This window comes from Peribacillus frigoritolerans (genome assembly GCF_001636405.1).
GTDB classification, from domain to species: Bacteria; Bacillota; Bacilli; order Bacillales; family DSM-1321; genus Peribacillus; species Peribacillus frigoritolerans.
This window is the reverse complement of the sequence record NZ_KV440950.1, coordinates 5349803-5375485: the sequence shown is the minus strand read 5'-3', so window position 1 is coordinate 5375485 and position 25683 is coordinate 5349803. Positions and strand designations below refer to the sequence as shown.

At 37.4% G+C, this 25683-nt stretch carries 21 protein-coding genes and 3 pseudogenes; 17 read left to right on the top strand and 7 right to left on the bottom strand.

What is annotated here, in order from left to right; all coding sequences use genetic code 11:
- Positions 1 to 1009 precede the first annotated feature (1009 nt).
- From A6755_RS25235 to A6755_RS25225, 3 genes and pseudogenes are all read left to right on the top strand, one after another.
- A complete protein-coding gene (locus A6755_RS25235) occupies positions 1010 to 3169 on the top strand; it encodes a S8 family serine peptidase (RefSeq protein ID WP_063592337.1) in 2160 nt (719 codons plus the stop codon).
- Between the two features lie 267 nt (positions 3170 to 3436).
- Positions 3437 to 3773 (top strand): annotated as a pseudogene (locus A6755_RS25230) (tyrosine-type recombinase/integrase); the annotation flags it as partial.
- A gap of 52 nt (positions 3774 to 3825) precedes the next feature.
- Positions 3826 to 4377, top strand: a complete 552-nt coding sequence (locus A6755_RS25225; RefSeq protein WP_063592336.1) for a GNAT family N-acetyltransferase — start codon at positions 3826 to 3828, stop codon at positions 4375 to 4377.
- A gap of 353 nt (positions 4378 to 4730) precedes the next feature.
- Here A6755_RS25225 and brnQ read toward each other — a convergent pair whose 3' ends face one another.
- The 3 genes from brnQ to A6755_RS25210 all read right to left on the bottom strand — a co-directional run bounded on the left by brnQ (position 4731) and on the right by A6755_RS25210 (position 9632).
- The gene (gene brnQ / locus A6755_RS25220; RefSeq protein WP_084738121.1) at positions 4731 to 6095 is read right to left on the bottom strand and encodes a branched-chain amino acid transport system II carrier protein; all 1365 of its coding nucleotides are present in this window, start codon (positions 6093 to 6095) and stop codon (positions 4731 to 4733) included.
- Between the two features lie 1151 nt (positions 6096 to 7246).
- Positions 7247 to 9037, bottom strand: a complete 1791-nt coding sequence (locus tag A6755_RS25215) for a helix-turn-helix transcriptional regulator (RefSeq protein WP_063592335.1) — start codon at positions 9035 to 9037, stop codon at positions 7247 to 7249.
- A 4-nt stretch (positions 9038 to 9041) separates the two neighbouring features.
- Positions 9042 to 9632: a sensor domain-containing protein gene (locus tag A6755_RS25210; RefSeq protein WP_063592334.1), complete on the bottom strand. Its 591-nt coding sequence runs from the start codon at positions 9630 to 9632 to the stop codon at positions 9042 to 9044.
- 327 nt (positions 9633 to 9959) lie between these two features.
- Between A6755_RS25210 and A6755_RS25205 the strand changes: the two are divergent.
- The 3 genes and pseudogenes from A6755_RS25205 to A6755_RS27370 all read left to right on the top strand — a co-directional run.
- Positions 9960 to 11003, top strand: a pseudogene (locus A6755_RS25205) (serine hydrolase domain-containing protein); the annotation flags it as partial.
- Between the two features lie 103 nt (positions 11004 to 11106).
- Positions 11107 to 11604 (top strand): LURP-one-related/scramblase family protein, encoded by a 498-nt coding sequence (locus A6755_RS25200; RefSeq protein ID WP_034306267.1) that lies wholly within the window; start codon positions 11107 to 11109, stop codon positions 11602 to 11604.
- Positions 11605 to 12301: 697 nt separating this feature from the next.
- On the top strand, positions 12302 to 12451 hold the full coding sequence (locus A6755_RS27370; protein WP_034306261.1) for a hypothetical protein: 150 nt from the start codon (positions 12302 to 12304) through the stop codon (positions 12449 to 12451).
- Between the two features lie 642 nt (positions 12452 to 13093).
- On the opposite strand, the pseudogene A6755_RS26450 reads toward A6755_RS27370, so the two are convergent.
- Positions 13094 to 13273 (bottom strand): annotated as a pseudogene (locus A6755_RS26450) (catalase); the annotation flags it as partial.
- Between the two features lie 220 nt (positions 13274 to 13493).
- Between A6755_RS26450 and A6755_RS27840 the strand changes: the two are divergent.
- Entirely contained in the window at positions 13494 to 13685 is a 192-nt protein-coding gene (locus tag A6755_RS27840) for an SRPBCC family protein (RefSeq protein ID WP_244889717.1), read from the top strand.
- 76 nt (positions 13686 to 13761) lie between these two features.
- On the opposite strand, the gene A6755_RS27835 is transcribed toward A6755_RS27840, so the two are convergent.
- The gene (locus tag A6755_RS27835) at positions 13762 to 13959 is read right to left on the bottom strand and encodes a hypothetical protein (protein WP_244889716.1); all 198 of its coding nucleotides are present in this window, start codon (positions 13957 to 13959) and stop codon (positions 13762 to 13764) included.
- Positions 13960 to 14334: 375 nt separating this feature from the next.
- Here A6755_RS27835 and A6755_RS25185 point away from each other — a divergent pair, with 375 nt between their 5' ends.
- Positions 14335 to 14520 (top strand): hypothetical protein, encoded by a 186-nt coding sequence (locus A6755_RS25185; RefSeq protein ID WP_034306238.1) that lies wholly within the window; start codon positions 14335 to 14337, stop codon positions 14518 to 14520.
- Positions 14517 to 15020, top strand: a complete 504-nt coding sequence (locus A6755_RS25180) for a hypothetical protein (RefSeq protein WP_063592332.1) — start codon at positions 14517 to 14519, stop codon at positions 15018 to 15020. The genes A6755_RS25185 and A6755_RS25180 overlap by 4 nt, the downstream gene beginning before the upstream one ends.
- A gap of 448 nt (positions 15021 to 15468) precedes the next feature.
- Here A6755_RS25180 and A6755_RS25175 read toward each other — a convergent pair whose 3' ends face one another.
- Complete coding sequence (locus A6755_RS25175; RefSeq protein WP_063592331.1) at positions 15469 to 16119, bottom strand: TetR/AcrR family transcriptional regulator; 651 nt, start codon at positions 16117 to 16119, stop codon at positions 15469 to 15471.
- 291 nt (positions 16120 to 16410) lie between these two features.
- Here A6755_RS25175 and A6755_RS25170 point away from each other — a divergent pair, with 291 nt between their 5' ends.
- From A6755_RS25170 to A6755_RS25155, 5 genes are all read left to right on the top strand, one after another.
- Entirely contained in the window at positions 16411 to 17262 is an 852-nt protein-coding gene (locus A6755_RS25170) for an SDR family NAD(P)-dependent oxidoreductase (RefSeq protein WP_063592330.1), read from the top strand.
- A complete protein-coding gene (locus tag A6755_RS28055) occupies positions 17262 to 17387 on the top strand; it encodes a hypothetical protein (RefSeq protein ID WP_284108960.1) in 126 nt (41 codons plus the stop codon). Before A6755_RS25170 ends, A6755_RS28055 begins: the two co-directional genes overlap by 1 nt.
- Positions 17388 to 17783: 396 nt before the next feature.
- Positions 17784 to 18698: a DoxX-like family protein gene (locus A6755_RS25165; RefSeq protein ID WP_063592329.1), complete on the top strand. Its 915-nt coding sequence runs from the start codon at positions 17784 to 17786 to the stop codon at positions 18696 to 18698.
- Complete coding sequence (locus A6755_RS25160) at positions 18698 to 19309, top strand: DUF4166 domain-containing protein (protein WP_063592328.1); 612 nt, start codon at positions 18698 to 18700, stop codon at positions 19307 to 19309. The genes A6755_RS25165 and A6755_RS25160 overlap by 1 nt, the downstream gene beginning before the upstream one ends.
- Entirely contained in the window at positions 19278 to 20831 is a 1554-nt protein-coding gene (locus A6755_RS25155; protein ID WP_063592327.1) for a YndJ family protein, read from the top strand. The genes A6755_RS25160 and A6755_RS25155 overlap by 32 nt, the downstream gene beginning before the upstream one ends.
- Before the next feature lie 337 nt (positions 20832 to 21168).
- On the opposite strand, the gene A6755_RS25150 is transcribed toward A6755_RS25155, so the two are convergent.
- Positions 21169 to 22143: a LacI family DNA-binding transcriptional regulator gene (locus A6755_RS25150; protein WP_063592326.1), complete on the bottom strand. Its 975-nt coding sequence runs from the start codon at positions 22141 to 22143 to the stop codon at positions 21169 to 21171.
- 429 nt (positions 22144 to 22572) lie between these two features.
- Here A6755_RS25150 and A6755_RS25145 point away from each other — a divergent pair, with 429 nt between their 5' ends.
- The 3 genes from A6755_RS25145 to A6755_RS25135 are packed head-to-tail and all read left to right on the top strand — an operon-like array spanning position 22573 to position 25675.
- The gene (locus tag A6755_RS25145; protein WP_063592325.1) at positions 22573 to 23871 is read left to right on the top strand and encodes an ABC transporter substrate-binding protein; all 1299 of its coding nucleotides are present in this window, start codon (positions 22573 to 22575) and stop codon (positions 23869 to 23871) included.
- An 11-nt stretch (positions 23872 to 23882) separates the two neighbouring features.
- Positions 23883 to 24827 (top strand): carbohydrate ABC transporter permease, encoded by a 945-nt coding sequence (locus tag A6755_RS25140; RefSeq protein ID WP_063592324.1) that lies wholly within the window; start codon positions 23883 to 23885, stop codon positions 24825 to 24827.
- A complete protein-coding gene (locus A6755_RS25135; protein ID WP_034306216.1) occupies positions 24827 to 25675 on the top strand; it encodes a carbohydrate ABC transporter permease in 849 nt (282 codons plus the stop codon). Before A6755_RS25140 ends, A6755_RS25135 begins: the two co-directional genes overlap by 1 nt.
- Positions 25676 to 25683 lie beyond the last annotated feature (8 nt).

The window sequence follows — 25683 nt, the reverse complement described above, 5'->3', positions numbered from 1 at the left end:
TTAAATTTTTCTTAAATTTTTATTTGGTTTTTATTATTAATCTTCTTAGGAATCCGCCATTGGTAATTGTGTCTTTAAAATAAAATTGCGATGTTCGAAGATAGATGCGAGGTTTTGTATAAAGTTGTGATACTTTATCTTTTCAATCAAAGATTTCTAAATGAGTTTTGATTAAACTTTTTTATACAATGGAGAGTCCATTTAAAAGGAAAGAAAACCATTTTGATTCCTTTTATTAGCCATAGCTTGGGGTTTACAGAAAACTTTTAATCAAACTTTACCAACACCAATAATTGATGGATTTTGACATTCCGGCCATAGAAATTCACGTAGATAAAGTTTTTCCGATGAGAATCGCTTTTCTTAATGAACGAACAGGGGCGTTAGCTGAAGATCGGAGCTGTCTTAAGGCAACTTTTTTTATGGAACTACCATGAAAATAAGTTCCTTTAAAAATGAAAAATGGCAGAAGACCCTCCTCAAACGTTAAAAAAAAGAGGAGAGCGTGAATAATTAGTCTATGGATTAGGGTTGACTGGATTAAGGTCAGTATCAGTATTGACACTACCTAACCATTTTCATTCTTTGTGGTGAATCGCCGATTTTTGCGCTTCATGGATGGCTAACAGGTGCGTTAGTTGATGAAGGAACACAAAAATGACCAATCTTTTTTATAAAAGAATAATCCAATTAAATAGTATTAGGGCATGTTTTGATTAATCTTTTTTCAAAACATGCTCCTTCTATTTAGTCATTCACCTTATTAATATACATTTTTTTCTAAATGTATACTTGAATATTTAACTCACATCTATTAAACTTGTGATTAGTTGTTAGAAAATACCAAGTAAGGAAAAGTTTAGTTATTTTCTATTTTTCAAACTAAAAAAATACTGAACTTGATCCTTTTTTGGCAAAAGAATTACATATCTAATAAATGGATATTGGAGGTTTTTTGTTCTTACTAAATTATTATCATGAAAACAAAAAAGCTGAGGGAGATTAGAGAATGAGAATATCAAAAAAGATAATAGGTATATGCGGGGCTGTAGGATTATTATTTGGGGGGACAACAACATTTGCTGCCACTTCTGCGAATACTCCTCAAGTTGTTAAACATGAGAAAAAGGTAGAAGGAAACATACAAGAGGAGATAATAAAAGTAGATAGTAGCGAAGTTAAAAAAAGGGAAATCCTTACTTATTTTAATAATAACAAACCAAAGAAGTATAAAGAAAATGAGGTTATCGTAAAATTTAAAAAGAATTACTCCATAAAAAGTCTAGGATCCCTGAGCACTACTTTAGGTTTAACAAATGCAAAAGAATTGAATAAAGAAGGAACACATGTAATGAAATTTTCCAAAAATAAAAAGATGGCAGATGTGTTAAAAGAACTTAACGCTTCTTCTAATGTTGAGTATGTAGAGCCAAACTATGTATATCAACCGACAGCAGTTACAGATCCCCTATATAGCGAACTATGGGGACTTAAAAATACTGGACAGGAAATATTAGGACTAGTTGGTAAAAAAGGTATTGATATAAATACGGAAGCAGCATGGGCTAATACAAAGGGCAGTTCCTCTCTTGTTATTGGAGTGATTGATACAGGAATCGAAATTAATCACCCAGAATTAAAAGATAGAATTTGGGTAAACACTGAAGAAATCCCTAACGATGGAATCGATAATGATAAAAATGGATATATAGACGATGTAAACGGCTGGAATTTTTATGATAAAAATAATAAATTGTTCATTCGAGGAGAGGAAGACTTCCACGGAACTCATGTTGCAGGAACAATAGCTGCAAAAGCAAATAAAATTGGAGTTACCGGTATTGCACCAAATGTGAAAATTATGCCTCTCAAGTTTCTCGGACCATATGGAGGGTACGAATCTGATGCGATTGTTGCCATTGAATATGCTAAGGCAAAAGGTGTAAAGATTTTGAATAACTCATGGGGTGGAGGAGAACATTCACAAGCATTAAAGGATGCTATTAAAAACTCAGGCACCTTATTTATAGCTGCGGCAGGTAACTTTGCAGAGAACTCGGATACAAGTCCAATGTATCCTGCTGCTTATGATTTGCCTAACATTCTTTCTGTAGCCTCTATTAACAATACAGGAAATCTTTCAGGTTTTTCTAACTACGGTGCAAAAAGCGTAGATGTCGCTGCTCCTGGTGAAAGTATTTTAAGTACAACCCCAAGTGTGGAAGGCGACTATTCTACGGCTTATGAATATCTTGATGGAACATCCATGGCTACCCCGCATGTTACAGGAGTAGCAGCGTTAGTAAAAAGCGCACGTTCATCGTATACTCCCATTCAAATCAAGGATGCCATCTTGAGAACCACTACAAAGCTGTCTTCATTAACAGGAAAAGTTGGTACGGGAGGACTTGTGAATGCAGGGAAAGCTGTTAATTTCGAGGTAGATTCTGATATCCCTGGTATTGCTTGGAAGGGAGGGAGTATCAGTACTTCACTTGATGCAAGTAAAGATAAAAATGATGTTTATTCTATTAAACTATTAAAAGGGGAAAAGGTGAAGGCTACACTAACTGGTGATTCCGGGACGGACTTTGATCTATATTTGTATAACGACACTACAAAGACTGTAAATTCGAGCAACGGCATTGTAGCACATTCAGAAATTACAAATTCATCCAAGGAGTCCTTTACTTTTACAGCTCCTAAAACAGGCACATATTATTTGAATGCCCACGCTTTTAGTGGAGCTGGAAAATACACTCTTTCTGTTACAGAAGGCATTGGAGCAGGAACATATGAAAATACAAGTAAATATTTTGGATATGAAGGAACATGGAATAAAATATCCGATGGAAGTGCTTCGGCAAGCTCATACATAAGTACAAACCAAACCGGTTCAACTGTGAAAATTGTGTTTAATGGTACAGGAATATCCTATAAAGCTATAAAAAATGACAAACAAGGAATTGTAAAAGTGACATTGGACGGAAAATCAGCAAACTATAGCTTGCATGCTGCTACTCCTAAGTATAAAGAAGAAATCTTCAGTAAAACAGGACTAACTGCAGGTAAGCACGTATTATCTATTGAATGGACTGGTCAGGCAGATCCTGTTGCCCGTAAAACTTCTACAGAGGTGAATGTTGATTCCATCTCAGTTTTAAAATAGTTGTTATATATATATATGTATACCTTTAGCTTCATCCATAAAGAGGATGAAGTTAAGGGTTTTTGTGTTCGGGAAAGTGGGGGAAAGGTTCCCATAATCCTATCTTTAATAGCTATGTATTTCTTAATTAATCATTAGCCCGGTTAAATCCTTCCATATATCTAGTAAAAATGAATGCCTAAAAGTTAGAAATGTATGATTTTGTGAAATTATCGTACATTCAAATCATTGGTACATAAGGGTTTGAAGAAGGGGAGGTCGATGATGATGACACAACAAAAAAATGTGCAGCCGATCCGGGATCAGCAGCAGTTAGAAGATATGAAATGGGCGCTGAAGCGCCATTGTTCGGAGCGCGATTACATCCTGTTTGTTTTAGGCTGTGAGACCGGCTTACGTGTTGGGGACCTACTCAAACTCAGCACGAAGCAGATCCTGACCTTAAAGCAAACAAAACAAGATTCTTCGGGTCAAGGAAGGCAAAACGCAAAAAATCCGCGACATGTATATCGCGAATTGCTTTGAAGAGGTCTTTGAGTACGCCCAAAGCGTCCCGAGTCCCTATTTATTCCCGTCCAGGAAGGGAGAACGCCCCATTCGCCGCCATAGAAATTTCTTATGGAACTATTAGTATCCAAAATTAGGGGGGAATTCTAATGATATATGATAATTTAAATAAAACAATTACCACTAAAAGGCTAGTACTAAGAATTTTTCAAAAATCTGATGCAGTAGCAGTTACTAAACTTTGTAATAATTATAATATTTATAAAAATACATTGTACCTACCTTATCCATACACTATAGATGATGCTTTATCATGGATTGAGCATCATCTTGACAATTTTAATGCTAATAAGTCATATGAATTTAATATAACAGATAAGGAAAGTGGAGAATTATATGGAGCTATAGCGTTATCTAACAACCAAAAGTTTAATAATGGTGAAATATCCTATTGGATTGGTAAAAAATTTTGGGGAAATGGATATGCTACAGAGGCAGCGCAAGCTATATTACATTTTGCATTTGAAGAAAAGCAATACCATAAAGTATTTGCTCGTTACTTTAATTCAAATCCAGCTTCAGGAAGAGTAATGCAAAAATTAGGCTTGAAAAAAGAAGGGATATTAATTGATCATGTGAGGAAAGAAAATCGATTTGAAGATCTGGTATATTACGGAATTATAAACTCAGTAGGATTATAGATTATACTGCTTATTTGTAATCGGTTCCGTTTTCTTGAGGGAGATATGCTGAATTATTCGCCAAATGGTGGACCGACGGTGAATTAATGGGTTTAACCAGAAACATCTGGCTGCACTTATTTTACTAAAGGAAGTTTGGGTGAGGCAGCCTTTTTCTTATGGCACTAACGGGGCAGGTTAGTTGAATAACGAAAAAAGCCCAATTTCTCAATTTTAATGCTGAGAAATTGGGCTTTTTAATATCGAAATTTCCTTAACGTTGTAAATCTGCATTTTCCTGACGCTACCCCTTAGAGAACGAACAGGTGCCGTTCGATTAAAATGTCAACAAATAGAAAAAATGGTTGACATTTTTAAGAAATTTTTTTTCTTTTAACTATTCTAGTTGGATGATTAAGACCGAATTTCACTCGTATTATGCTACTGCTAAACCCTATAAACCCTCCAACAATTGCTGGGATAATCCACCCTAGTCCTACATCATACAGAGGAAGAATTTCATGAAAGAAATTATTAATGGATGAAAAGCGTATACCAGCTCGGTTTAATCCATCAAATAAACTAATGATAAATGTTAAAAGTAAGCTTCCTTGATACACTTCAGCTTTCCCTTTAAATAAAGAATGAAAAAATGTTAAGAAAATTAATACAATAGCTAATGGATAAATAGCTGTTAGGAGAGGAATTGAAACTGCAATTAACTGTGTTAGCCCAATATTGGCAACTATTGCACTAAAAATAGATAAACTAATAGCAATTGTTTTGTAAGATACCTTTGGAAATAGTTTATGGAAGAATGAAGAACAAGATGTAACAAGTCCTACGCTTGTTGTTAAACAAGCTACTGTAATCATTAACCCTAATAATATCCCGCCATAAGCTCCAAAATAATAATCCGAGACTTTTGCTAAGATGGTACCTCCATTATCCAGGTGTCCAAGTTTTTCTACACTTGAAGCACCCATATAAGAAAGAGCTGAATACATGGTTGCTAGGAAAAAGGCAGCAATTCCAGTTGCTTTTGCACAAACAACCATAATTTGTTTTTTTGTTTTTGCACCTTTTTCTTTAATGGCATTAATGATGATGATGCCAAAAACAAAAGATGCAAGCGTATCCATTGTTAAATAACCTTCTCTAAACCCATTAAAAAATGGTTGAACTGAATAATTCTTAATAGGTGCTTGAAAATCTCCGATTGGATGTTTAAAAGCAACTACTACTAGGATTCCAATGAACGTTATCTTGATTGGTGTTAATATTTTCCCGACAATTCCGACAACTCTCGCGGGATTGATCGAAAAAAGGCACGTAATGCTAAAAAAGATGAGTGTAAAAATAAGTAAAGGTGTAGAGCCTGAATTTTCGGACAAAAAAGGTTTTACACCGATTTCAAAAGAAACGTTTCCTGATCTAGGCAAAGCAAATAAAGGACCAATGGCTAAATAAAGAACGGTTGTAAATACAATACCAAACACAGGATGTACCCGACTTGCTAACGACTGTAAATCATCTTTCCCCGAAAAACCAAGTGCTAACACACCAAGTAACGGTAGGCCGACTCCTGTTATTAAAAACCCTGCATTTGCTGACCAGATATTTATTCCTGCTGATTGACCAAGCATTGGTGGGAAAATTAAATTTCCTGCCCCAAAAAATAGAGCAAATAACATTAAACCAATAACTACTATAAATGAAAATGGTACTTTAGTAGGCAAATTAAACCCTCCATGAAATGACTAAATTTCACTTTTTAAAAAAAGTAATTTTCAAAAAATTATTCGCAAACTAAATACATAAGATTTTATCGTATTATGACTAGATAAAATTAATTTCAATATAAATTTTAAGTTTCTCCTTTTGGGTGGCCTTATTTAATATGCAATAGGTTCTTTAAAATTTTAACGACAAGCAGAACTATTACTACCATGATAACGATTAAATGATAATCGTGTGAATTACAGGGAATTTCCCTTAGCTCCCTATTAGTGATGTGTAATTATTAACTGAAATACCATTTTATTGATATTAATATATTGTAATATATACTGCTTACTCTTTAAAGGATAAAAAGGAGGAAAAAACAAGAAATAAAGTTGTCATTAGGATGTATAAAGTGGATTACGGACTATGGCAGGTTAGTTGCAGAAGGCTATTCTATTCAAATAAGGGACATAAAATAAATAGAACCCGACACAATAAAAATGAACTATATAAGGGAAGGTTTTATATCGGTGTTAAAGGTAACACTTGAAAAGTGCACTTTTTTTATTTTCAATGTATCTAACTTTATCACAAAGTGTTCAAACGGAAGAAAATTATAAAAAAGAAGGGAAAGTAGTTTATCAAATCCACTATGATTATAAATCAATCTATAATTAGCTAAAAGTTAATCAGAAGGAAAATGACCAATACTGATAGAAGGTCTTTCTATTGCTGAAATGGTAAAGAAACAGGGTTTCCAAGAAGGGATGTGGAAAACTATTTTGTAAGTTCACTATAAAGTAATTCAAAAGTGGAGAACCAAAGGTTACCTTTCAGAAGAGGATTATACCGACCTGGTCTATAGGCTAAAAGCAGATGAATCGAGGAGTTTATGACCGTAATCCAAATACTTAATTCAAATGTCCTGCAATTCTTTATTAAGAAGGATCGCTTTTTCTTATGCTACATTATAAAACCCAAAATAAGATCGATTATGTTGGGTTTTATATGATTGTCTTTATATGATTCATTGAAAATTAATCATGAATTACTTAAAAATTTTATTTATAGAAGCTATAAAACTTCCTATAACACATATTTTTGACATGTGGTCCCCTGAAACCTTGAACGTTCACACACCCCTAGCAGATGAAAGTAATCCCTCTTATGAAAGTAATCCTGTATCTCTTGCCTTTTGCACGGCTTCTTCTCGATTTTTGACTCCCAATTTATCATAGAGAGTGGAAGCGTAATTTCTTACAGTGCCGTTTGATAAGTAAAGTTCCGAAGCAATTGTTTTATAACGAATTCCTTGAGACAAAAGATTCAAAACCTCTAGTTCGCGTTTCGTTAAGCCATACTCTTTTCCATCTAACTTCAATCCGGCTGGCTCTGCCTCCTCATTTCCATCCCACATTCTATGGAACAAATCTTGGTCAATCATAGTGGCTCCCCGATAGACGAGGCGAATCGATTCAGCTAGTTCACGTGACTCTATGGATTTTAGCAGATAGCCGTCAGCGCCGCTTCGTATGATTTCCTTCGCCCTTTCTATATCCTGAAACGTTGAAAGGATGAGGACACGAATGTCAGGCCATTTATCCTTGATTATTTTGGTGGCACGAATCCCATCCAGATTGGGCATCTCCAAATCCATTAATACCAAATCTGGATTCAGCCTTCCACACAATTCTACAGCTTGCTCTCCATCTTCAGCCATGCCCACTACCTGCAAGTCCTTCTGTTCATCCAAGATTGTATAGAGACTTTCTCGAATAAACGAATGATCATCGACGATACACAAGCGGATTCTTTCGTTGGATAATTGCTCCAGTTTAGGTAACACACATGAGATGAGCGTCCCCACGCCTTTTTCGGAGTATATAGTGACTCTACCTTGTAATTGTGCCGTACGTTCTTTCATCGCAGTTAACCCGAAGCCATCTTTCCATTCCTCCACTCCGCAGCCATTATCTTGCACATCCAATCTCGTCTGTTGCGGCTCAAAATGCAGTGACACAATGATTTCGGTGGATTGTCCGTGTCGTACAGCATTAGTCAGTGCTTCCTGCAAGCTCCGATACAATGTCATTTTCACTTGTTTGGGGACCGTGTACTCTTCCCCTATTATTCGAGTGCGTACATTTACTTTTGCATGTTTCTGGAACTCTTCCGCCAATTGTTTCAAGGTAACAATTAACGGAAGTGATTCTTGTTGTGAATCCATTTGATGTAAATACGTTCTCACTTCTGCCATACTGTTACGGGCCAATTTCAATAATGAGTCAAGCTTTTGTTCCCCATCTTTTGTCTTTAATTCCTTACGTAATGTTTCCATCCCCATAATGATTGAGGTATAGGAATGTCCCATCGTATCGTGCAAATCTTTTGAGAGTCTATCACGCTCCTCTAGCAAAGTAATTCGTTCAATCTGAGATAAATACTGTTCCAATACAAGCTTCTGGTTACGAATAATTTCATTGTTACGGTAATTAATAACGAGTAAACGAAAGGAAAATCCCATTGCAAAGGCCAGTCCCATTTGTAGGATAATCACCCATACATCTATTTCACGGGAAAATATTGCAATGAGAAACGGAAACAGAACAATTGTGATAGAACCCGACCACCGGTATGATTTATGGGCACTATTTGCCGCGATCATGAAAGTCGGCATTAAAAAAGCTAGATAAGCCGCTGGAAATAATAAGATTAAGTAGAAGCAAACTCCACCAAACAAAACTATCTCAGTAAACAGATAATAGCGATAACTGAACATTAAACAAATCCAAGGTACTGAAAATGAGGCCACTTCCCAAAGAATGATGATCCAAAGTGGCACAGTTAAATGGTCTTGGTGTTGGATAGTAGTTAACATCATTGAGAGCCAGATGACAAAACGTATACAAAGTAATACCCAGTCAAACCAAAACCATTGTTTCAAAATCCCAAACAAATTATCACCCCTTAATAGCTTTGAACATGGAAGTCGTGTACTTTCCAATCATTTGAACTAAACTGTTTCCAATACAAGTACGTATCCAGGAGAGAATACCCCCAACGATCATGACACATATGGATTCCTTCCATGAATTCACGGTTATTCCTAATAAATATATATCAAGATATTGAAAAAGTAACGGTGTAACGATAAATACAAGCGGAGCTACATACAATAAAACGGCACATATGAGACTAATTACCCCAATAAGAAACTTCTGCATGAGCCAAAAAATAGCCCTCCAATTGTTATTATTAAGAATTGCTTCTTTCGCTTCAATCCATTTATCCTCTCCACTTTTTGTCCTTGGTAGGATTGGCTCTATCGATATATCCGTATAAACCTTCGTCTGAATACGTTCATACTGGACAAACGTGTGAGTTGTCCGCAACACACTCGCTAACAAGGGAATACCTACGAAAATAACTGTCATCACGAGTGCAAATGTAATGCTGGCCAAATAGAAGCAAAAGTAAAACAATCCGGATCCGAAGGTAAACAACAAAAAGTAGAAATCTTGCAAACTTTTTTGAGCTGCTTCTTTCGTCATTAGAATTTCTCCTCCTCTTTCTAATAAGTTATGAGCCGCTCTTCGATTCTAACTTTTCGCCTGTCACATACGGTAGTGTCAAAGTGTCATGATTTATAGGTCATGACAATGAAACTAACCGTTCTACGCTCTATTTTTTATGTCATGCATGAAGATGACGAAAGGTCACTAGCTACTATGACTTTCCGCTTGCTACACTCGGTTTATATAGCTGAAGAGCTGACTGCTCGTTGTGCTGACAAGAAATTTTCAGTCAAACAAAGGAGAGTCCAAAAATGAAAAAAGCAATCAATTCACAGTCTCGCAATTCTTCTCACTTCCACTAGCATGATTTCTGCATGTTCCCCATAATCATTAGAAGTTGGAGAATCAACACCACCGACATCCACGACCGATGTCCAAATGACGAAAGCTCCAATAATGCAAAAGAAATAGAATCTTTTGCTGATCCGTTATTTGAGAAAAAATGAAGGAGTACAGTGTAAACGGTTCAAGTTTTGTCGTCGTCCATGATGGAAAGGTCGTCATCAATAAAGGGGACGGTTATGCAGATAAAGAAAAGAAGATTCCCGTCAATAAGGAAACTGTCTTCCAAATTGCTTCAGTCTCGAAAACTTTTACTGCCTTGGCCGTGATGCAACAAGCCGATAAAGGAAAGCGTAAACTAGATCAAGATGTACAACAATATCTCGGTGGATTGAAAATACCCAATAAAACAGGAAAACCCCTTTTGATATGCTGAGCCATACCAGCGGCGTGGATTTTCCCGATATCACTACAATTACCGGACCAGAATACGTTAATCAAGATATCCCGATGAAGGAGTTTTTCTTTAAACATATGCCGACGGTGGTACGGCCGCCCGGTGAAGCTTATACGTATGACAACTTCGCATTTGCACTCGCAGGATATGCAGTGGAGAATGTTACGGGCTCATCTTTCTCACGATATACGGAAAAGAAAATTTTCAAACCATTAGGCATGAAGTCTACAAGTGTACGTTTTACGCCTGATCTTCTCAAGAGAATGGCTACACATTACGGTCCCACTGGCGATCCTATTCCAACAAGTGGGCATGGTCTAACAGATGCACCACAAGGAAGCATTTTGTCCACTGGAGAAGACATGTCAAAGTACATGATTATGCAGCTACAGAATGGGAAGTTTGGAGGTAAAGAAATCGTAAGTAAAAGAAGCATGGATATGATGCATGCCTACCAAGTTTTCGCAGATAAGACGATTCCTATTGCGACAGTTGGATTTGAAACGTATTTCAATGATCTAGCTAACGGTCAACACGTGGCATTAAAGGGAGGGAATATGCCGTATTCTTCTTTGATGGTTTTGGTTCCTGAACAGAAAAGCATTTTTCCAGTAAAGACGTGTATTTATTTGGGATTTAATGCATAAGATTGGAACCAATGCCCATTTTAATCGTAAGTAATGTAAAGGCTTAAGGTTGGGAGGCATTAGTATGAGGCAGCTTTATATTAAACAGAAGGTATTCAGTCTTAGTGGGAAATTTACAGTAAAGGATCAGCAGGAGAAGGATATATATTACGTGGAAGGAAGTTTTATGCAAGTTCCAAAGACTTTCTCCATTATGAATACAGCAAGAGATGAAGTAGCACTCATTACGAAAAAGGTGTTCAGCTTTTTACCAAAGTTTTTGGTTGAGGTGAATGGCCGAGAGGTATTAACAATAAAGAAGGAATTTTCCTTCTTAAAAGCACGATATACAATTGATGCGGCAGGCATTGAAGTACATGGTAATTGGTGGGATATGGATTTTCAAGTTTTACAGCATGGTCAAATCGTAGGTAAAGTGTGCAAGGAGTGGTTCACTTGGGGCGATAGCTACAAGGTTCAAATAATAGATGAAGAGATGGAAACGATTATTATTGCACTTGTTGTTGCAATTGATTGTGTGAAGGCTGATCAAGCAGCTGCTTCCTCATCAGCTTCGATTTAAAATAGAAGTGTAAAATTTCTACTTATATCTATCTCAATCCAAATATTACCTTGTTAAACTAACCTGGCTCTTTAGTCCCATAAGAAAAAGAAAAGTCTGGCATTTTATTGTGAAATCAGGACTTGAACAGGTACTGTGAACTATATTCAGCTAACACACCTGTTCGTTCAACAAGGTTTTTCCTTTTTCCACCACATGGCCTTGTCATTTAATTAGGGTAAAAGTTAATAATAAAGCGTGATTTTTTGGAGAAAAATATTGGGGATGTAGATTTTTTTAAACAAGTAGAAAAGGACTCTGCAAAAAACAATATTTCTCCTCAGAAACCTAAATTTGAAATCATCGAGAACGTAATGGTTATTAGCATTAAGAACCATTTAAAGATGGAGGAGACTTAGATTGTTTTAATATTTTAAACCTTATTTACCGAACAATTGGATCTTTAGAAAAGAGCTGAACAAACAAGAAATAGAATTATTGAGGCTTATGCAGAATGTCAAAGCATTTTATGTTAATTATAACAATGAAATGAATACCATTTGGCGATTAATTATTTTACCAAGTTTTTAATGTTTTTACTGATATAGGCAAAGTTAGCGGTACACTAAAAAAGTAATAAGGTTTACTTCAGTAAAATAAGGTATATTATATTGGTTGAATAGATTCTCTTTAAAGACAAGAAAAGTAGGTGAACAAAGTGGGAAAATATCAATTGGATACCAAAGGTAAGGTAGCTGTGACAAAGTTTCATGAAAAACATATGCCTGCCAAATTTGATAAAAAGCAGCAACTTGAAAAAATCCGTGCGGAGTATTTGAAAAAGAAGCAAAAACAAACGGATAAATAATATGATTTAAAACATAGGAAGACTAAAATCTCCTATGTTTTTTTATTTGAAGTTCTTTTTTCAATTGATGACACAGTTTATTATTATTCCATGAATTTCAGATTCGGTGACAAAAAACTCGTCATCAGATATCCATTCTTCACTGAAAATTCAATAGAGCGGCCGTTATTTTGGATACACCAGTAATCTCCAGCAGAAATTTTTAAAACATTTGGATACTCACTAGGCTTAGGATGCTTCTTAAATCTTTGTTTTCTTGTGGAACTTAGAGGTAAACCCGTATAAAAGAAAGGAATTTTAAGTTAGGTGGGGTTAATAGAGTGGACAAAGACTTTTTTTGGTCTATATTTACAACTATATTTGGCATTATCGCAACCTGGACTGGTTTGATTTATACGACTCGTTTTCGGTTTGATAATAGCAAATTTTTTGAACACATCAAATATATAACGCCCTTACCACCAACAGTTAACTATTGGTTTCTTAAAGTTTTATTTATTTTCGGAGGATTAATGTGTGTTGTTTTGGGTCTATACGGAATTCTTTAAGGTATTCCTTATAGAACTAACGGGGCAGGATAGTTCCATAAGGAATACTGTTAAGTGACATTAAGGTCGCTTAAAAACGCTTGTCCTGTTATTCCGAGCCCACACGGTAACGGTGTGCATCTCCGTATGCGAATAGACGCCCTTGAAGCATCTTGTCCGGGGAAGCCTCAATTCCCGGTACGAATGTTCCCGGTGAGAATGTGGCTTGCTCTACTTCAGCAAAGTAGTTTTCAGGATTTCTGTTCAATTCCATACGGCCAAGCTCAATCAGCGGATTGTTGGTAGTCCTGTATTATGTGACCGGCTTGCATAAACGGAAAAGATAAATGCCAAAGGGTGCGTAGGATTGAAAAATTTTGATTCTAAAAATAATTGGAGGATTAGAAGAAGGAAAGCTATGTATAATTAGAGATGTAAGTTTATGCTTTTTATGTAATAATTATTTTGTAGAAATGAAAAGTTACAATTCATACATAGTGAAGGTGGGGATCATAGTGGCAATGGGAACGCATACTGTAGTAGTTCCAGTGGATGTACAAGCAGTTTGGGATTATGTCAGTGATCTCGAAAAATGGGCAACGACAGTACCAGCCTATAAAGAACATGAAATCATAAATGACAAGCAATCTATTTGGACATTTGAAGGTAGTGTGAAAGGTATTAAAAAACAATACAAGCGCAGGTAGATATTACTGAATGGAATGAACCTTCAAACATTAAGTTTGAACTAAAAGGTTTATCAGATAATTTTACAGGAAGCGGTCACTTTACTGCAGAAGATGTTAATGGTAAAACAATAATGACTTGTACGGTGGAAATCCATGCAGGCGGATTATCTGGTGCGGTGTTAACACCAATTATTAAATGGGCTGTTCCAAAAGTAGCATCTCGTTTAACAGAATCTATCGCACGTAAAATTGCAGTATTCTCATAGTTTTCAAAGGTTGAAAGCCAATTCATTTTGGGGATACCTACTCTGAAGTATAGATGGTAACATTCTGAAGTAACCAATATAATGATGAGCTCTACTAGAAATTTTATAATTAGCGGAAATGGGGCTGTCCAAAAGGATGGCCTCCTTTTTTCAATATTCCAGAATCGCTTTTTTTAATGAACTAACGGGTGCGCTAGTTCACTAAAAGAAAAAAGGAGAGTACATATTATACATGGCTAATATGTACTCTCCTTTATTTATTAAGGTTTTTTATAATTAGGTCTAGATTTGAAAAACTAACAAACATTAAAGGACCGTCAATAGACCTGTTTTTTGTACGAAAGAAGGATGGCCACCAAGTTTCGACGAATATATTAATATACTTTTTGGAGGTGTTGGATATGGGGATTTGTTGTGGAGAGTGTCACGTTGAATTAAAGAGTGATGATTATGTCACATTGGATGAATTTAGCACGCTGAGGCACACATATTGCGGTTATGATCTTATTGCCGAGCTGATCAAAGACATAGGGACTTATCGAAATATCAAAACAAAGTATTGGTTTTCCCGTGAGCGTACTAAATGAAAATCGGTAAAATCCTGGAGTTAATTATAACTGATACACCAGCGAATATTGCCAAAAGGGCTGATGTTCATCTTTCAGAAAAATCACTAAGAAAAGCTTTGAATAAAGCTGGTTATGAGTATAGAAATTCAGGCGAAAAAGGCTGGTACTTTGTTGGTGATGGTGACGAGGAAACGGTACAAGAGCAGCTTATTTATGACTTTGCAACAGCAGGAAAAGCGAAGGCGAACGTTTCAACTAATGTAAATAAAGAACCTAAAGATACCAACCAACGTTCTAACGTTGGCATAAAACGTGGTAAAGAACAGGTCAAACAAGCGAACGAACAATCAGCACCAACCATAGAACGAACCAACGTAATAAGAAAACGTTCTTCATTCGATATGGATGTTGAACTTATGAAGGAACTAAAAATACAAGCAATCATTCATGATAGGACGGTTTATGAACTAGTTGAAAATGCCGTAAGGCACTATTTAGCTGAATTAAAGGGAAAGTGATGTGTCTTTGAAATAAAGTCACGATGTTTATAATAAAGTTGCATCATTTTACCCCTTTAGATAATATCCTCTAAAGGGGTATTTTTATGTCCAAGAGATAAAGTGCATCTGAAATTTAAAAATGGTTCAAGGGGATTTTTGAGTGGTAATAGAGTTGTTCCGTTAAAGGGTGCGATTCTTTAATAAGAATTACTTTTATAGAAACAACGGGTGCGTTAGTTGATTAAGGAACATAAAAATGTTCAATCTTTTTTATAAAAGAAGAATCCAATTAAATAGTATAAGGGCATGTTTTGATTAATCTTTTTCAAAACATGCCCTTTCTATTTATTCATTTATCAAGGTTGCTTGTATTAAAAAAATACCCTCGTGTCGTTTTGAAATAAAGTTGCGACGTGTTAAAAATAAAGAAAAGACACCCTAAGGTGCTTTTCCCTCTCTAGAAGCATCAACTCGAAAATAACGAACCGACAACCAAAGACAACGTTTGCTCGTAAACGGCATGTGCGGACTGCACATCACCAAAATGTCCGCACATGTAAAGATGGATAACACCGTGGAGCGACGCCCAGAAGATACGGACGACGGTTTCCGTGTCATACGGACCGGTAATCAGTCCCTGCTCTTGCGCATTACCAATTACCGTCAACAATTGCCGCATGGCTGTTACGGTGCCGTGTATGCTCTCCTCGTCTGGTTTGAAATCCGCGAAGGCTCCTCCGAACATCAGCTTGTAATAACCGGAGTATCGCTGTCCGAATTGCCAGAAGGTTTCACCTAAATTAAACAGCTGCTGCATCGGATCGTCAGCGCGCGGCGTTCTCTCGAATTCGTTGGCGAGAAGCTTGCAGCCGTCGAGATAAAGCTGCTGAGCCAGTCCATCTTTATTGACAAACAGGTTGTATATGATTTTGGTTGAGCAATCCATCTTCTGCGCAACTTTACGCACCGTCACAGCTTCAGGACCCTCATCGTACAAAATCGTTGCCGCAGCATCGACGACGAGCTTTCGAAGATTTTCAATATTTTTCAAGCGAGCCTCCTGATACGTTTCCAACTTTTTCGTATTTGCATCGAAGGAATTATTTTGGTCTGTCATCGCTATCACCCTCAATTAATACATTTTTAATAAGAAACAATGTTTCCAGCTCTTAACAGGAATTTTAATATAATTGTCGGAACGTTGTCAATGTTGCAAGGGATGCCAAAAACCAACGATTCAAAAAACGATGTTGACTTTCTTAAAAAGCTTAGTTACAATGATTTCAATTGGAAACAGTGTTACCGGAACGTGTCATAATTCTTGACTCTTATGAGAGTCAGGAATTATTTTTAAGGAAAAAGTAACACTGTTTCCTAATTATAAAAAAGTGGATAGGAGAGTTGCACAATGAACATAAAAGGAAATTGGGCGCTTGTCACGGGAGCTTCATCCGGCATCGGGGAGCAATTCGCCCGACAATTGGCCAAAGAGGGTGGGGACCTTGTACTCGTAGCCCGATCGAGAAACAAGCTGGAGAACCTGGCATCGGAGCTTAGAAAGAAGCACGGCGTCAAGGTCGAAGTGATTCCTGCCGATCTTGGCAGAGAGGGCGCGCCAGGCGAGTTATATCGGCAATGTCAACTTCTGAATTTAGAGATCGAATTGCTGGTCAACAACGCCGGCTTTGCCACGCACGGTTTGTTTGAACAAGTGTCAGGCGTGCGCCAGCATGAGGAAGTCATGCTCAATGTTGCCGCTGTAGTAGATATGACGCACTTGTTCTTGCCGGATATGTTGAGTAGAAACTCCGGGGCCGTTATCAATGTCGCATCGACCGCCGGATTTCAGCCCCTTCCCTATATGGCCGTATACGGAGCAACGAAAGCCTTCGTCTTGTCGTTTACCCAAGCCTTGTGGTGGGAAAACCGCAACAGTGGCGTCCAATTTTTCACACTTTGTCCCGGAGCCACGGACACCGGCTTCTTCAACGTCGTAGGTGCGGAAGAAGCCGCCGTCGGTAAGAAAGACACACCGGAGCGGGTAGTGGAAGTTGCACTTCGGGCATTTAAGGACGGGAAGCTGTATGTCGTTCCGGGTACACAGAATTATATAGGTACGCAGATCGGACGATTCATGACGAGGAAACAGGGACTTCGTCTCGTTGGCGGCATGCTTCGTCCACGCGACGGCTCCGCCAACAAAAAGAAGTCGGCCGGTCCGTCCGATCTTGCAGGATGGATGATCGAGGAGGTGCACTGATGGCTAAATCGGCAAATATTTCAGCTAATGCTTCTGTCCATCAACCCATCCGGGAAAGTCATGGAAAGCTGGCACATTCAATTCGAGAAGGCGGAATAAACTTTAGATACAATGAAATTGATTAAAATATTTTATAAAAATTGAACTGGAATATTCTGAATAGTAATCTATTTTGATCAATCTTTTTTCAAAATAGATTTTTTTTATTTATCGTAAAATGTGGGTTTGCGAGATATCTTTGATTAAACTTTATTTAAAAGCTACACCTCGAAAGAGGGTGGAGTTTGATTGAATTACTAGTAGGATAAAGAGTTGGAAGTACATCGAGTAACCAATTGTACGAACGGGGCAGGGTAGTTAGATAGTGATGTTTAACCTCTGTTCAGCAATTGGGCCAGAAAATTGAGCAATAAAATAAGTTCTTAGAGTGTCTTTCAAACTCTATCACTCTTACAGGGATTTCATGAATTCTAACATTGTGTAATGAAACTTATGTTACTTTATTAATGGAGGTGACATTTATGAAAAATAAACCGATCTATGTGGAAATTCCAATTCAGGCAACTATAGACGAAGTATGGCGTATGACTCAAAAGCCTGAACTACATGAACAATGGGATTTGCGTTTTTCTTCTATTACTTATTTACCGAAAAAATCAGAAGATGATCCGCAATCCTTTTTATATGAAACGAAATTGGGATGTTGGGTAAAAGTCGCTGGCTGGGGTAAAAGTATCGGTACGCATAATAAGAAGGATGGTTCAAAGACATCTTCTCTTCACTTTGGTACCGATCAAAAAATTTCGCCAATTTGTGAAGGTAAAGGATATTGGCAGTATATTCCGGCAGATAACGGAACCACATTTCTCACCCAATATGACTATGATGTACGTTATGGTTTATTTGGACGGCTTTTAGACATCTTTTTTCGGCCCATCATGGGGTGGGCAACAGCTCTAAGCTTTGATGTGCTAAAACGCTGGATCGAAAAGGGGGAATCGCCACGATCACAGTATGTACGTTTCATTATTAACACTATAGTAACAATGCTCTTTTTCTTTGTTTGGCTTTATCATGGGCTAATACCGAAGATGATTGCCAAACATCCTGAGGAAGTATCGATGCTATCTAGTTTAACTTCCTTGGAGGGGACTGCTGCTGTAAAGGGTGTAGGGATAATAGGCGTTCTCGAGATTTTATTTGCAGTGGTATGGCTTCTTTATCGTAAGAAAAGACATTTACTTGTTCTGCAGATGATTGTTTTTCCAGTACTGACCATTAGTGCCTTGATCGCTAGTCCTTCATTCTCATTACACCCGTTTAACCCTATTACATTTAATGCTAGCCTGTGGGTTCTTTCCATTATTAGCTTCTTACTCGCAACTGATTTGCCATCGGCAACAAGTTGCAAGCGTACGAGAAAGGGTGAATCATAATGACAATCTACCAAGACCTCTTAGGTGAGGGTTTTCAAAGACTTCATCCTAAGCTACAAGAGCGTTATGCCCTACCAATTGATAAACCGTTTAATGGGGTCGGAATGATGTCAAAAATTGAAACGGGGGCTTTCTGGCTAAAACCCTTTTTTAAATTAGCAACACGCTGGAAATTTCTTTTTCCCGAAAACGGGAAGGATGTACCGTTTTCAATCAAAAATACCTGTAGATCATTGCCGACTGGTGAGGCAGAAATATATTGGGAGCGTACTTTTTATTTTGAAGAGAGTACTCGGCATTTTAATGCGTTTATGACGGTTGATACAAAGCGTGGTGTTGTGAAGGATTATTTAGGGGAGCCGAGCTTATTTTATTCGGATTTAAAGTTTACGGTGACACCTGATGGGCGCATAAACATTCGCTCTGGGCCTCAACGTATCGTTATAGGTAACCTAGAGTTTCCAATTCTTCGGTTATTAGAAGGAGTTGTGAACGTTGAGGAAGGGTACGATGATGCCCGAGAAGTATTTACGATTCAAGTCGATATACGAAACCGAATCGTAGGAAGGTTGATGGCTTATGAAGGCGAATTTAAGGAGCAGACTGTTTAGTTCAATCACCATTGCTGGTGTGTTCTTTTTCATAGCAAGCAGCATTTTGGCATCTGAACCCTATTTGTTAATGCTGACAGCTGCACAGTTGATTTTCGTGCCACTTATGCTCCAGCTACTATTAGAAACAAAGAGGAAACATATTATTTTCAATTGGATTGCTATGCTCTCCATCTTTTTATTGCAAGTTATCCCATCAAGTACAGGACAGATGGTACTCGCTTTCATTTATATGATTTTAACCTTTTTTGTGGCGTGTTATGGGCTAAAACGGTTTTTTCAGCGTGGTTTTACAAACTGGGCAGAAATATCGATTGATATCGGGATGATGTATTTATTTGTAGGCGGACTATGGTTCTTTGCTTATATTGCGGGAATTGATACAGGTTTTAGTCCACTAATCACTTGGTTAACAGCTATTCATTTTCATTACTCTGCCTTCTTATTGCCCATATCTCTTGGGTTTTTTGGACGCTTACACGATTCAACATGGTATCGATTAATTGTGCCTATTATTTTAGCAGGTCCCATACTCGTCGCCATTGGCATTTCATTTTCGCCGTTACTGGAATTCATCTCTGTGTTGCTATACATATTTGCCATTTACACCTTAATCGTACTTGCATACCGAACACGCTTCCTTTCACACTTGCAGACGATATTGATACGGCTATCATTCAGTGCACTAGGCATCACAATCTTATTTTCATTGCTTTATGCGACAAATAATTCGTTTGGACTTTGGTTTGTTAGTATTGATTTTATGCTGAAATTTCATGGCTTATTTAACTGTTTGATTTTTGGCATGTTAGGCGTACTAGGTTGGGTGCTTGTGCCTCCTAAAACGAAGCAGGATGTCTGGAATTTCCCAGTGAGCCGAATTCGAGGTGCGTTAAAAGGAGCAGGCAAGCAACACCCAGGACTAGTGGATGAACTAAGTGATTTTGTTGATATCAAAACTTTACCAAAAACAATCGTCCATTTTTATGAGAACACAGATCAGTATCGGTTATTTGCTTCTGTAAAATGGGCAACTTGGTTTATACCGTTTGCGGTGTGCTATAAATTGATAAGTGCAAAACTACAGCAATTGAACCTGCCCATCTCAAGTAAACGAACTGAAATGACATATAAAATACGTGCTGTTGATCAAACGCTAGATGGGAGGAAAAATCCACGCGCATGGATTCGCCAGGTGAAGGAGAATACCGTATTTGTGGCCATTTATTCTCAGCATAAAACGGAGGGCAGGACGTATATGAATATAGCACTTCCTCTTCCTTATTCGTCAATGATTGGTATTTTACAGCTTGATGCTATCGATGGCTCTCTTATTCTTTCGAGCGAGGGAGAAAGTGACTCTGGTATTTATTTAGCAGCTGGCAAAGCGCTTTTCAAGCTTCCATTATCCGAGCACTTTTTAATTAATGAAACAATTGCGGGAATACTCACAGCCCATCACAAAATGCGAATCTTTGGCATGCCTTTCTTACATATTGATTACACCATAAATCAAAAATGATGGTATTTAATGCTTATTTGGGGTGATTTAAAGACGTGAAATTCAATAATTGGAGGATAATAGTTTTTCTAATTATTTATACAATCATTGATACGACTTATTCCATTATAGGGAGCGATTCTTTAATAGGGATCGCCCCTTGAGACCTAAGGGGTTTTACATATATTTTTTAAAAGTACACATTTTCAGACAAAGTACGTGAACTGACTCCCCAATTAAAACAGTTTATTTTATATACCCATCTATTTAGAGCGAATCCACAATAATTTTCTTTCGTCTTTGCATTTGCAACAAAATCGGTTTTGACACCTCAAAACTATCATATAAATACAATAAATTAAGTCGTTCCACCTTCTAAAAGTTTAACAGGCAGATATGTCTCTAACGGAAAATTGTTAAATTCACCTTCAATTTGTTTTAATAAAATATCAATTGCTGACTTGGCAATTAAATCAATTGGTTGTTGTATGGTTGTCAATTCTGGCAGTAAAACTTGAACTGCTTCTGTTCCATCATAACCGACAACTTTTAATTGCGTTGGTATCTCTTTTCCGCGTTTTTTAGATTCAGCTATAACAGATGCCGCGATTAAATCATCACTTGCAAAGATCCCATCTACTTCTGGATGTTCATCAAAAAGCTTAGAGATAACTTCTTTATGAATTTGAAGGGGTGAAACTTCATATGTAATTGGAAGTCTACCCTGTTCCTTCATAACATCCTCATACGCTTTTCTTCTTAAGTTTGCTGGTGTTTGCAGCTCAATTGGTCCATTTATATGAACGATATACTGACAGCCTTTCATTATTAATAATTCTGTAGCTTTTTTCCCTCCGCTATAATTGTCAGAGCCAACAACAGGGATGTTTTTCGATAAGTAGTGGTCAATTGCCACGACAGAAAGATTCTGCTTCTCATAATTTAGTATACCTCGGTTATATGTCACAACGACTACTCCATCTACTTGATTACGTATGAGCATCTCTAAATATTTTTCTTCTTTATCTATGCGGTTTAAGCTGTTACAAAGTAACAATTTATAGCCTAATGAAGCACAGATACTTTCAATATGAAAGGTAAGTTCACCGTAAAAAGGGTTACTTGAGTTTGGGATAATTAGTCCTATTAAATTAGTTCGTTTATTAAATAAAGAACGGGCTAAATCGTTTGGAAAATAATTAATCTCTTCCATCGCTTTATAAACTTTTTCTTTTGTTTTTTCACTTATGTAACCGCGGTTATTTAATACACGGGAAACTGTTGTTGATGAAACACCTGCTATTTTTGCCACATCGTGAATGTTAGGCTTCATTTCATGTCCTCCTACCTCATTAAGAAACATCCATTATTATTTAAAATGAAGTTTTCATGTTTTTGTCCATTGACTGGAAACTGAGACTTTTTGAGTTGGTTCACAGAGTTATTAAACATTGGCATCAATATTTTATAAAGAGCGAAGGTTATAAAAATGAAAATCCATAATTAACTGTTTAATAGCATATCATAAACTGTCACCTACTAGGAAAACCCTATAATAAAATAATTTCAGATTAGTCTGATCACGCACCTATTTTAGAGAAAAGCACTACTAGGTGCAAGAGTAGAGACTTACATGAATTTAATTTCTGACTTTTCAAAAAAATGACTGTCAACCGGTTGACATATGTAACCGGTTGACATAAACTACTGTTGAAAGCGCTTTTATAAGTTTTTTAAAAGATATGAGGAGGGAGTGAAAGGTATGAAGAAATGGCTACTTGTAAGTATATCTTTATTACTGATGTTTGCTGCGGTGGGCTGCAGCAAAAGCGAAAGCGTAAATAGTGATGGTAAAAAGACGATTACGATGTGGGTGCACATATCTGATGAAAATGAAGAAGGAAAAGTGTATAAAAAACGGGTAGAAGCCTTCAATAAGAAGTATGCTCCTGACAATATCAAAGCTAAAATTGAATTTATTCCACGTAGCGGAAATGGCGGTGGTTATGAAGACAAAGTAAACGCGGCCCTTACAACCAGCACGTTGCCGGATGTTATTACTTTGGACGGACCCAATACAGCTGCTTACGCGAAATCTGGTGTCATTGCACCATTGGATGAGTATGTAAAAGATCAAGAGGATTTGCTGCCAAGTATTAAGCAACAAGGAACTTATAAAGACAAGCTGTATGCAATTGGTGTTAGTGAATCATCTGTTGGGATTTACTACAATAAAAGGATGTTACAAGAGGCGGGCGTCGATTTGAATACGCTGCCAACAGTTGATAATCCATGGACATGGGACCAATTCCTTGCTCTTTGTAAAACGTTGAAAGATAAATACGACAAACCAGCTATTGATATGCAATTACAGTCGAAAGACGAAATGTTGACGTATGCGCTAACTCCGTTTGTCTGGTCAGCTGATGGGGATATCATCTCGAAAGATGGAAAGAAGGCAGAAGGTGTCTTCAATAAAAAACCTACTGTTGAAGCGTTGACATTTATTCAAACTATGTTGAAAGAAGGTTATACGACACGAACACCAGTCAAACAAGCGTTTGAAACGGAAAAATATCCAATGAAGATTAGTGGAGTATGGACTGTAACTGATATGAAAACAAACTACCAAAAGGTAGATTATGGCGTTATCCCATATCCTGTATCACCAAAGACAAAGAAACTAGTTTCTCCTTCAGGTAGTTGGCAATTTGCGATGACACAAACGTCCGAAAATAAAGAATGGGCTGCAAAATTAGTCGATTGGATGACAAACAAAGATTCGAATGTGGAACTGAGCCGTACGATTGCAGCACTGCCAGTCCGATACTCTTCTGAAAAAGTGATGGCAAAAGAGTTCTCAGATCAAATGAATGTCTTCTTGAAACAATTGAAAGAAACAGGACACGCAAGACCCGTTACACCGGCTTATCCGCAAGTAACGCGTGCTTTCCAACAAACAATCGATGACATCAGCTTCTATGATCAGAATAAAGATATCCAAAAAGTATTGGATACACATGCGAAAGAAATGCAATCAGCTATCGATAAGGCCAATTAGAAGGAGGAGCTATGAGTAAAATTGGATGGAAAGAAAATAGGGGTGTCTATACATTTCTGAGACCAGAGGAAAGAACCAAGAATAAAACTCGGTGGAAAGAAAATGTAGTAGCATATACGTTTTTGGGACCGGCGTTGTTACTTTTATCGATGTTCCTTGTTATTCCGTCTATTATGTCAGTCTATTATTCGTTTACGGATTACTATTTATTGACACCAGATATGCGTAAATTTGTCGGATTGGACAATTTCATCAATCTATTCCAAGACCCAATTTTTCTGAAAAGCTTGGTGAACACACTGGAATTTGTCGTTTGGGTGATTCCGTTACAGATAGGGGCAGCTCTTGGGCTTGCCCTCCTGTTAAATAAACAACGTAAAGCAAACACGTTTTTTAAAGTAGCTTACTTTAGTCCAGTTGTCATGTCACTTGTCGTTATCTCTGTTCTATGGTTGTATTTGTTGAATCCAAATGAAGGGATTATTAATAACGTACTCACATACTTCGGCATTTCAGCGCAACCGTTTTTGACAAGTCCCAAGCAGGCGATATTTACAATTGTCGTGGTTTCAGCTTGGCAAGGAGCTGGCTTTCAGATGCTGATTTTTCTAGCAGGACTGCAGAATATCCCCGGTGATGTTTATGAGGCGGCACAGTTAGACGGAATAAATAAATGGCAACGTTTCATGTACATTACGTTACCTTTGTTGAAACCAACTTCAATTTTTATATTTATTACCACATTAATTGGTGCATTCAAGCTGTTGGTTCAACCAATGGTTATGACGCAAGGCGGACCAGTGAATTCCACCATGACGGTTGTCTATTATATTTATCAAACTGGTTTTACGGACCGTATGGTTGGTTATGCCAGTTCAATTGCTCTCTTGTTTGGGACGATTATCGGATTGGTTACGATTACGCAGCGTAAACTGGTGAAGGAGGATGAAGATTGATGAGACGGAAATTCGGGCCTCTAACAATTTTAGAATACATATGCCTGGTTTTGCTCGCGGTGCTATTTATTTTTCCGCTGTTTTGGATGGTCGCATCCTCGATGAAACCAGAAGCGGAAATTTATAACGATATGAGTAACATTAAGGCTTTCCTGCCATCATTTCATCCATCAGACTGGTTTGTATCCTATAAGCAAGTTCTGTTACGGTTTCATTTACTAGGTTATATAGGCAACAGTTTGTTTTATGGTTTGTGTGTAGCAGTTGGTTCCATAATTATCAATGGGATGGCGGGCTATGCATTTGCCAAACTTAATTTTAGTGGAAAAAAAGTGCTGTTTGGACTTTTATTGGCTATTTTGATCGTGCCATTTGAAACCATCTTAATCTCTCAATTTACCATTATTCATAGCATTGGATTAGTGGATACACGTCTTGCGGTTATTTTGCCAGCGTTGGCAGGGGCATTCAATATCTATTTGTTCCGGAACTTTTTTATGGCTATTCCAAAAGAGATTATTGAATCGGCTAAATTGGATGGGGCAAATACATGGCAAGTATTCTGGCGGATCATGCTACCGATGTCCAAACCGGCGGTTGCCACTGTTGGGACATTGGCTTTTATCGGAAGTTGGAATGACTACATCTGGCCTCTGATGGTCTTGACAGACAAGTCGAAATTTCCGATCCAAGTAGCGATTACAGCAATTAATAGTACAGATCCGGTTTATACTAACCAAGTCATGGCTGTTCTGACGATATCCACCGTTCCATTGATTATTATCTATATTGTGGCTCAACGTTATATTTTAGAGGGGATTGGTGGTTCAGGTACAGGCATTAAATAGAGAGTGTA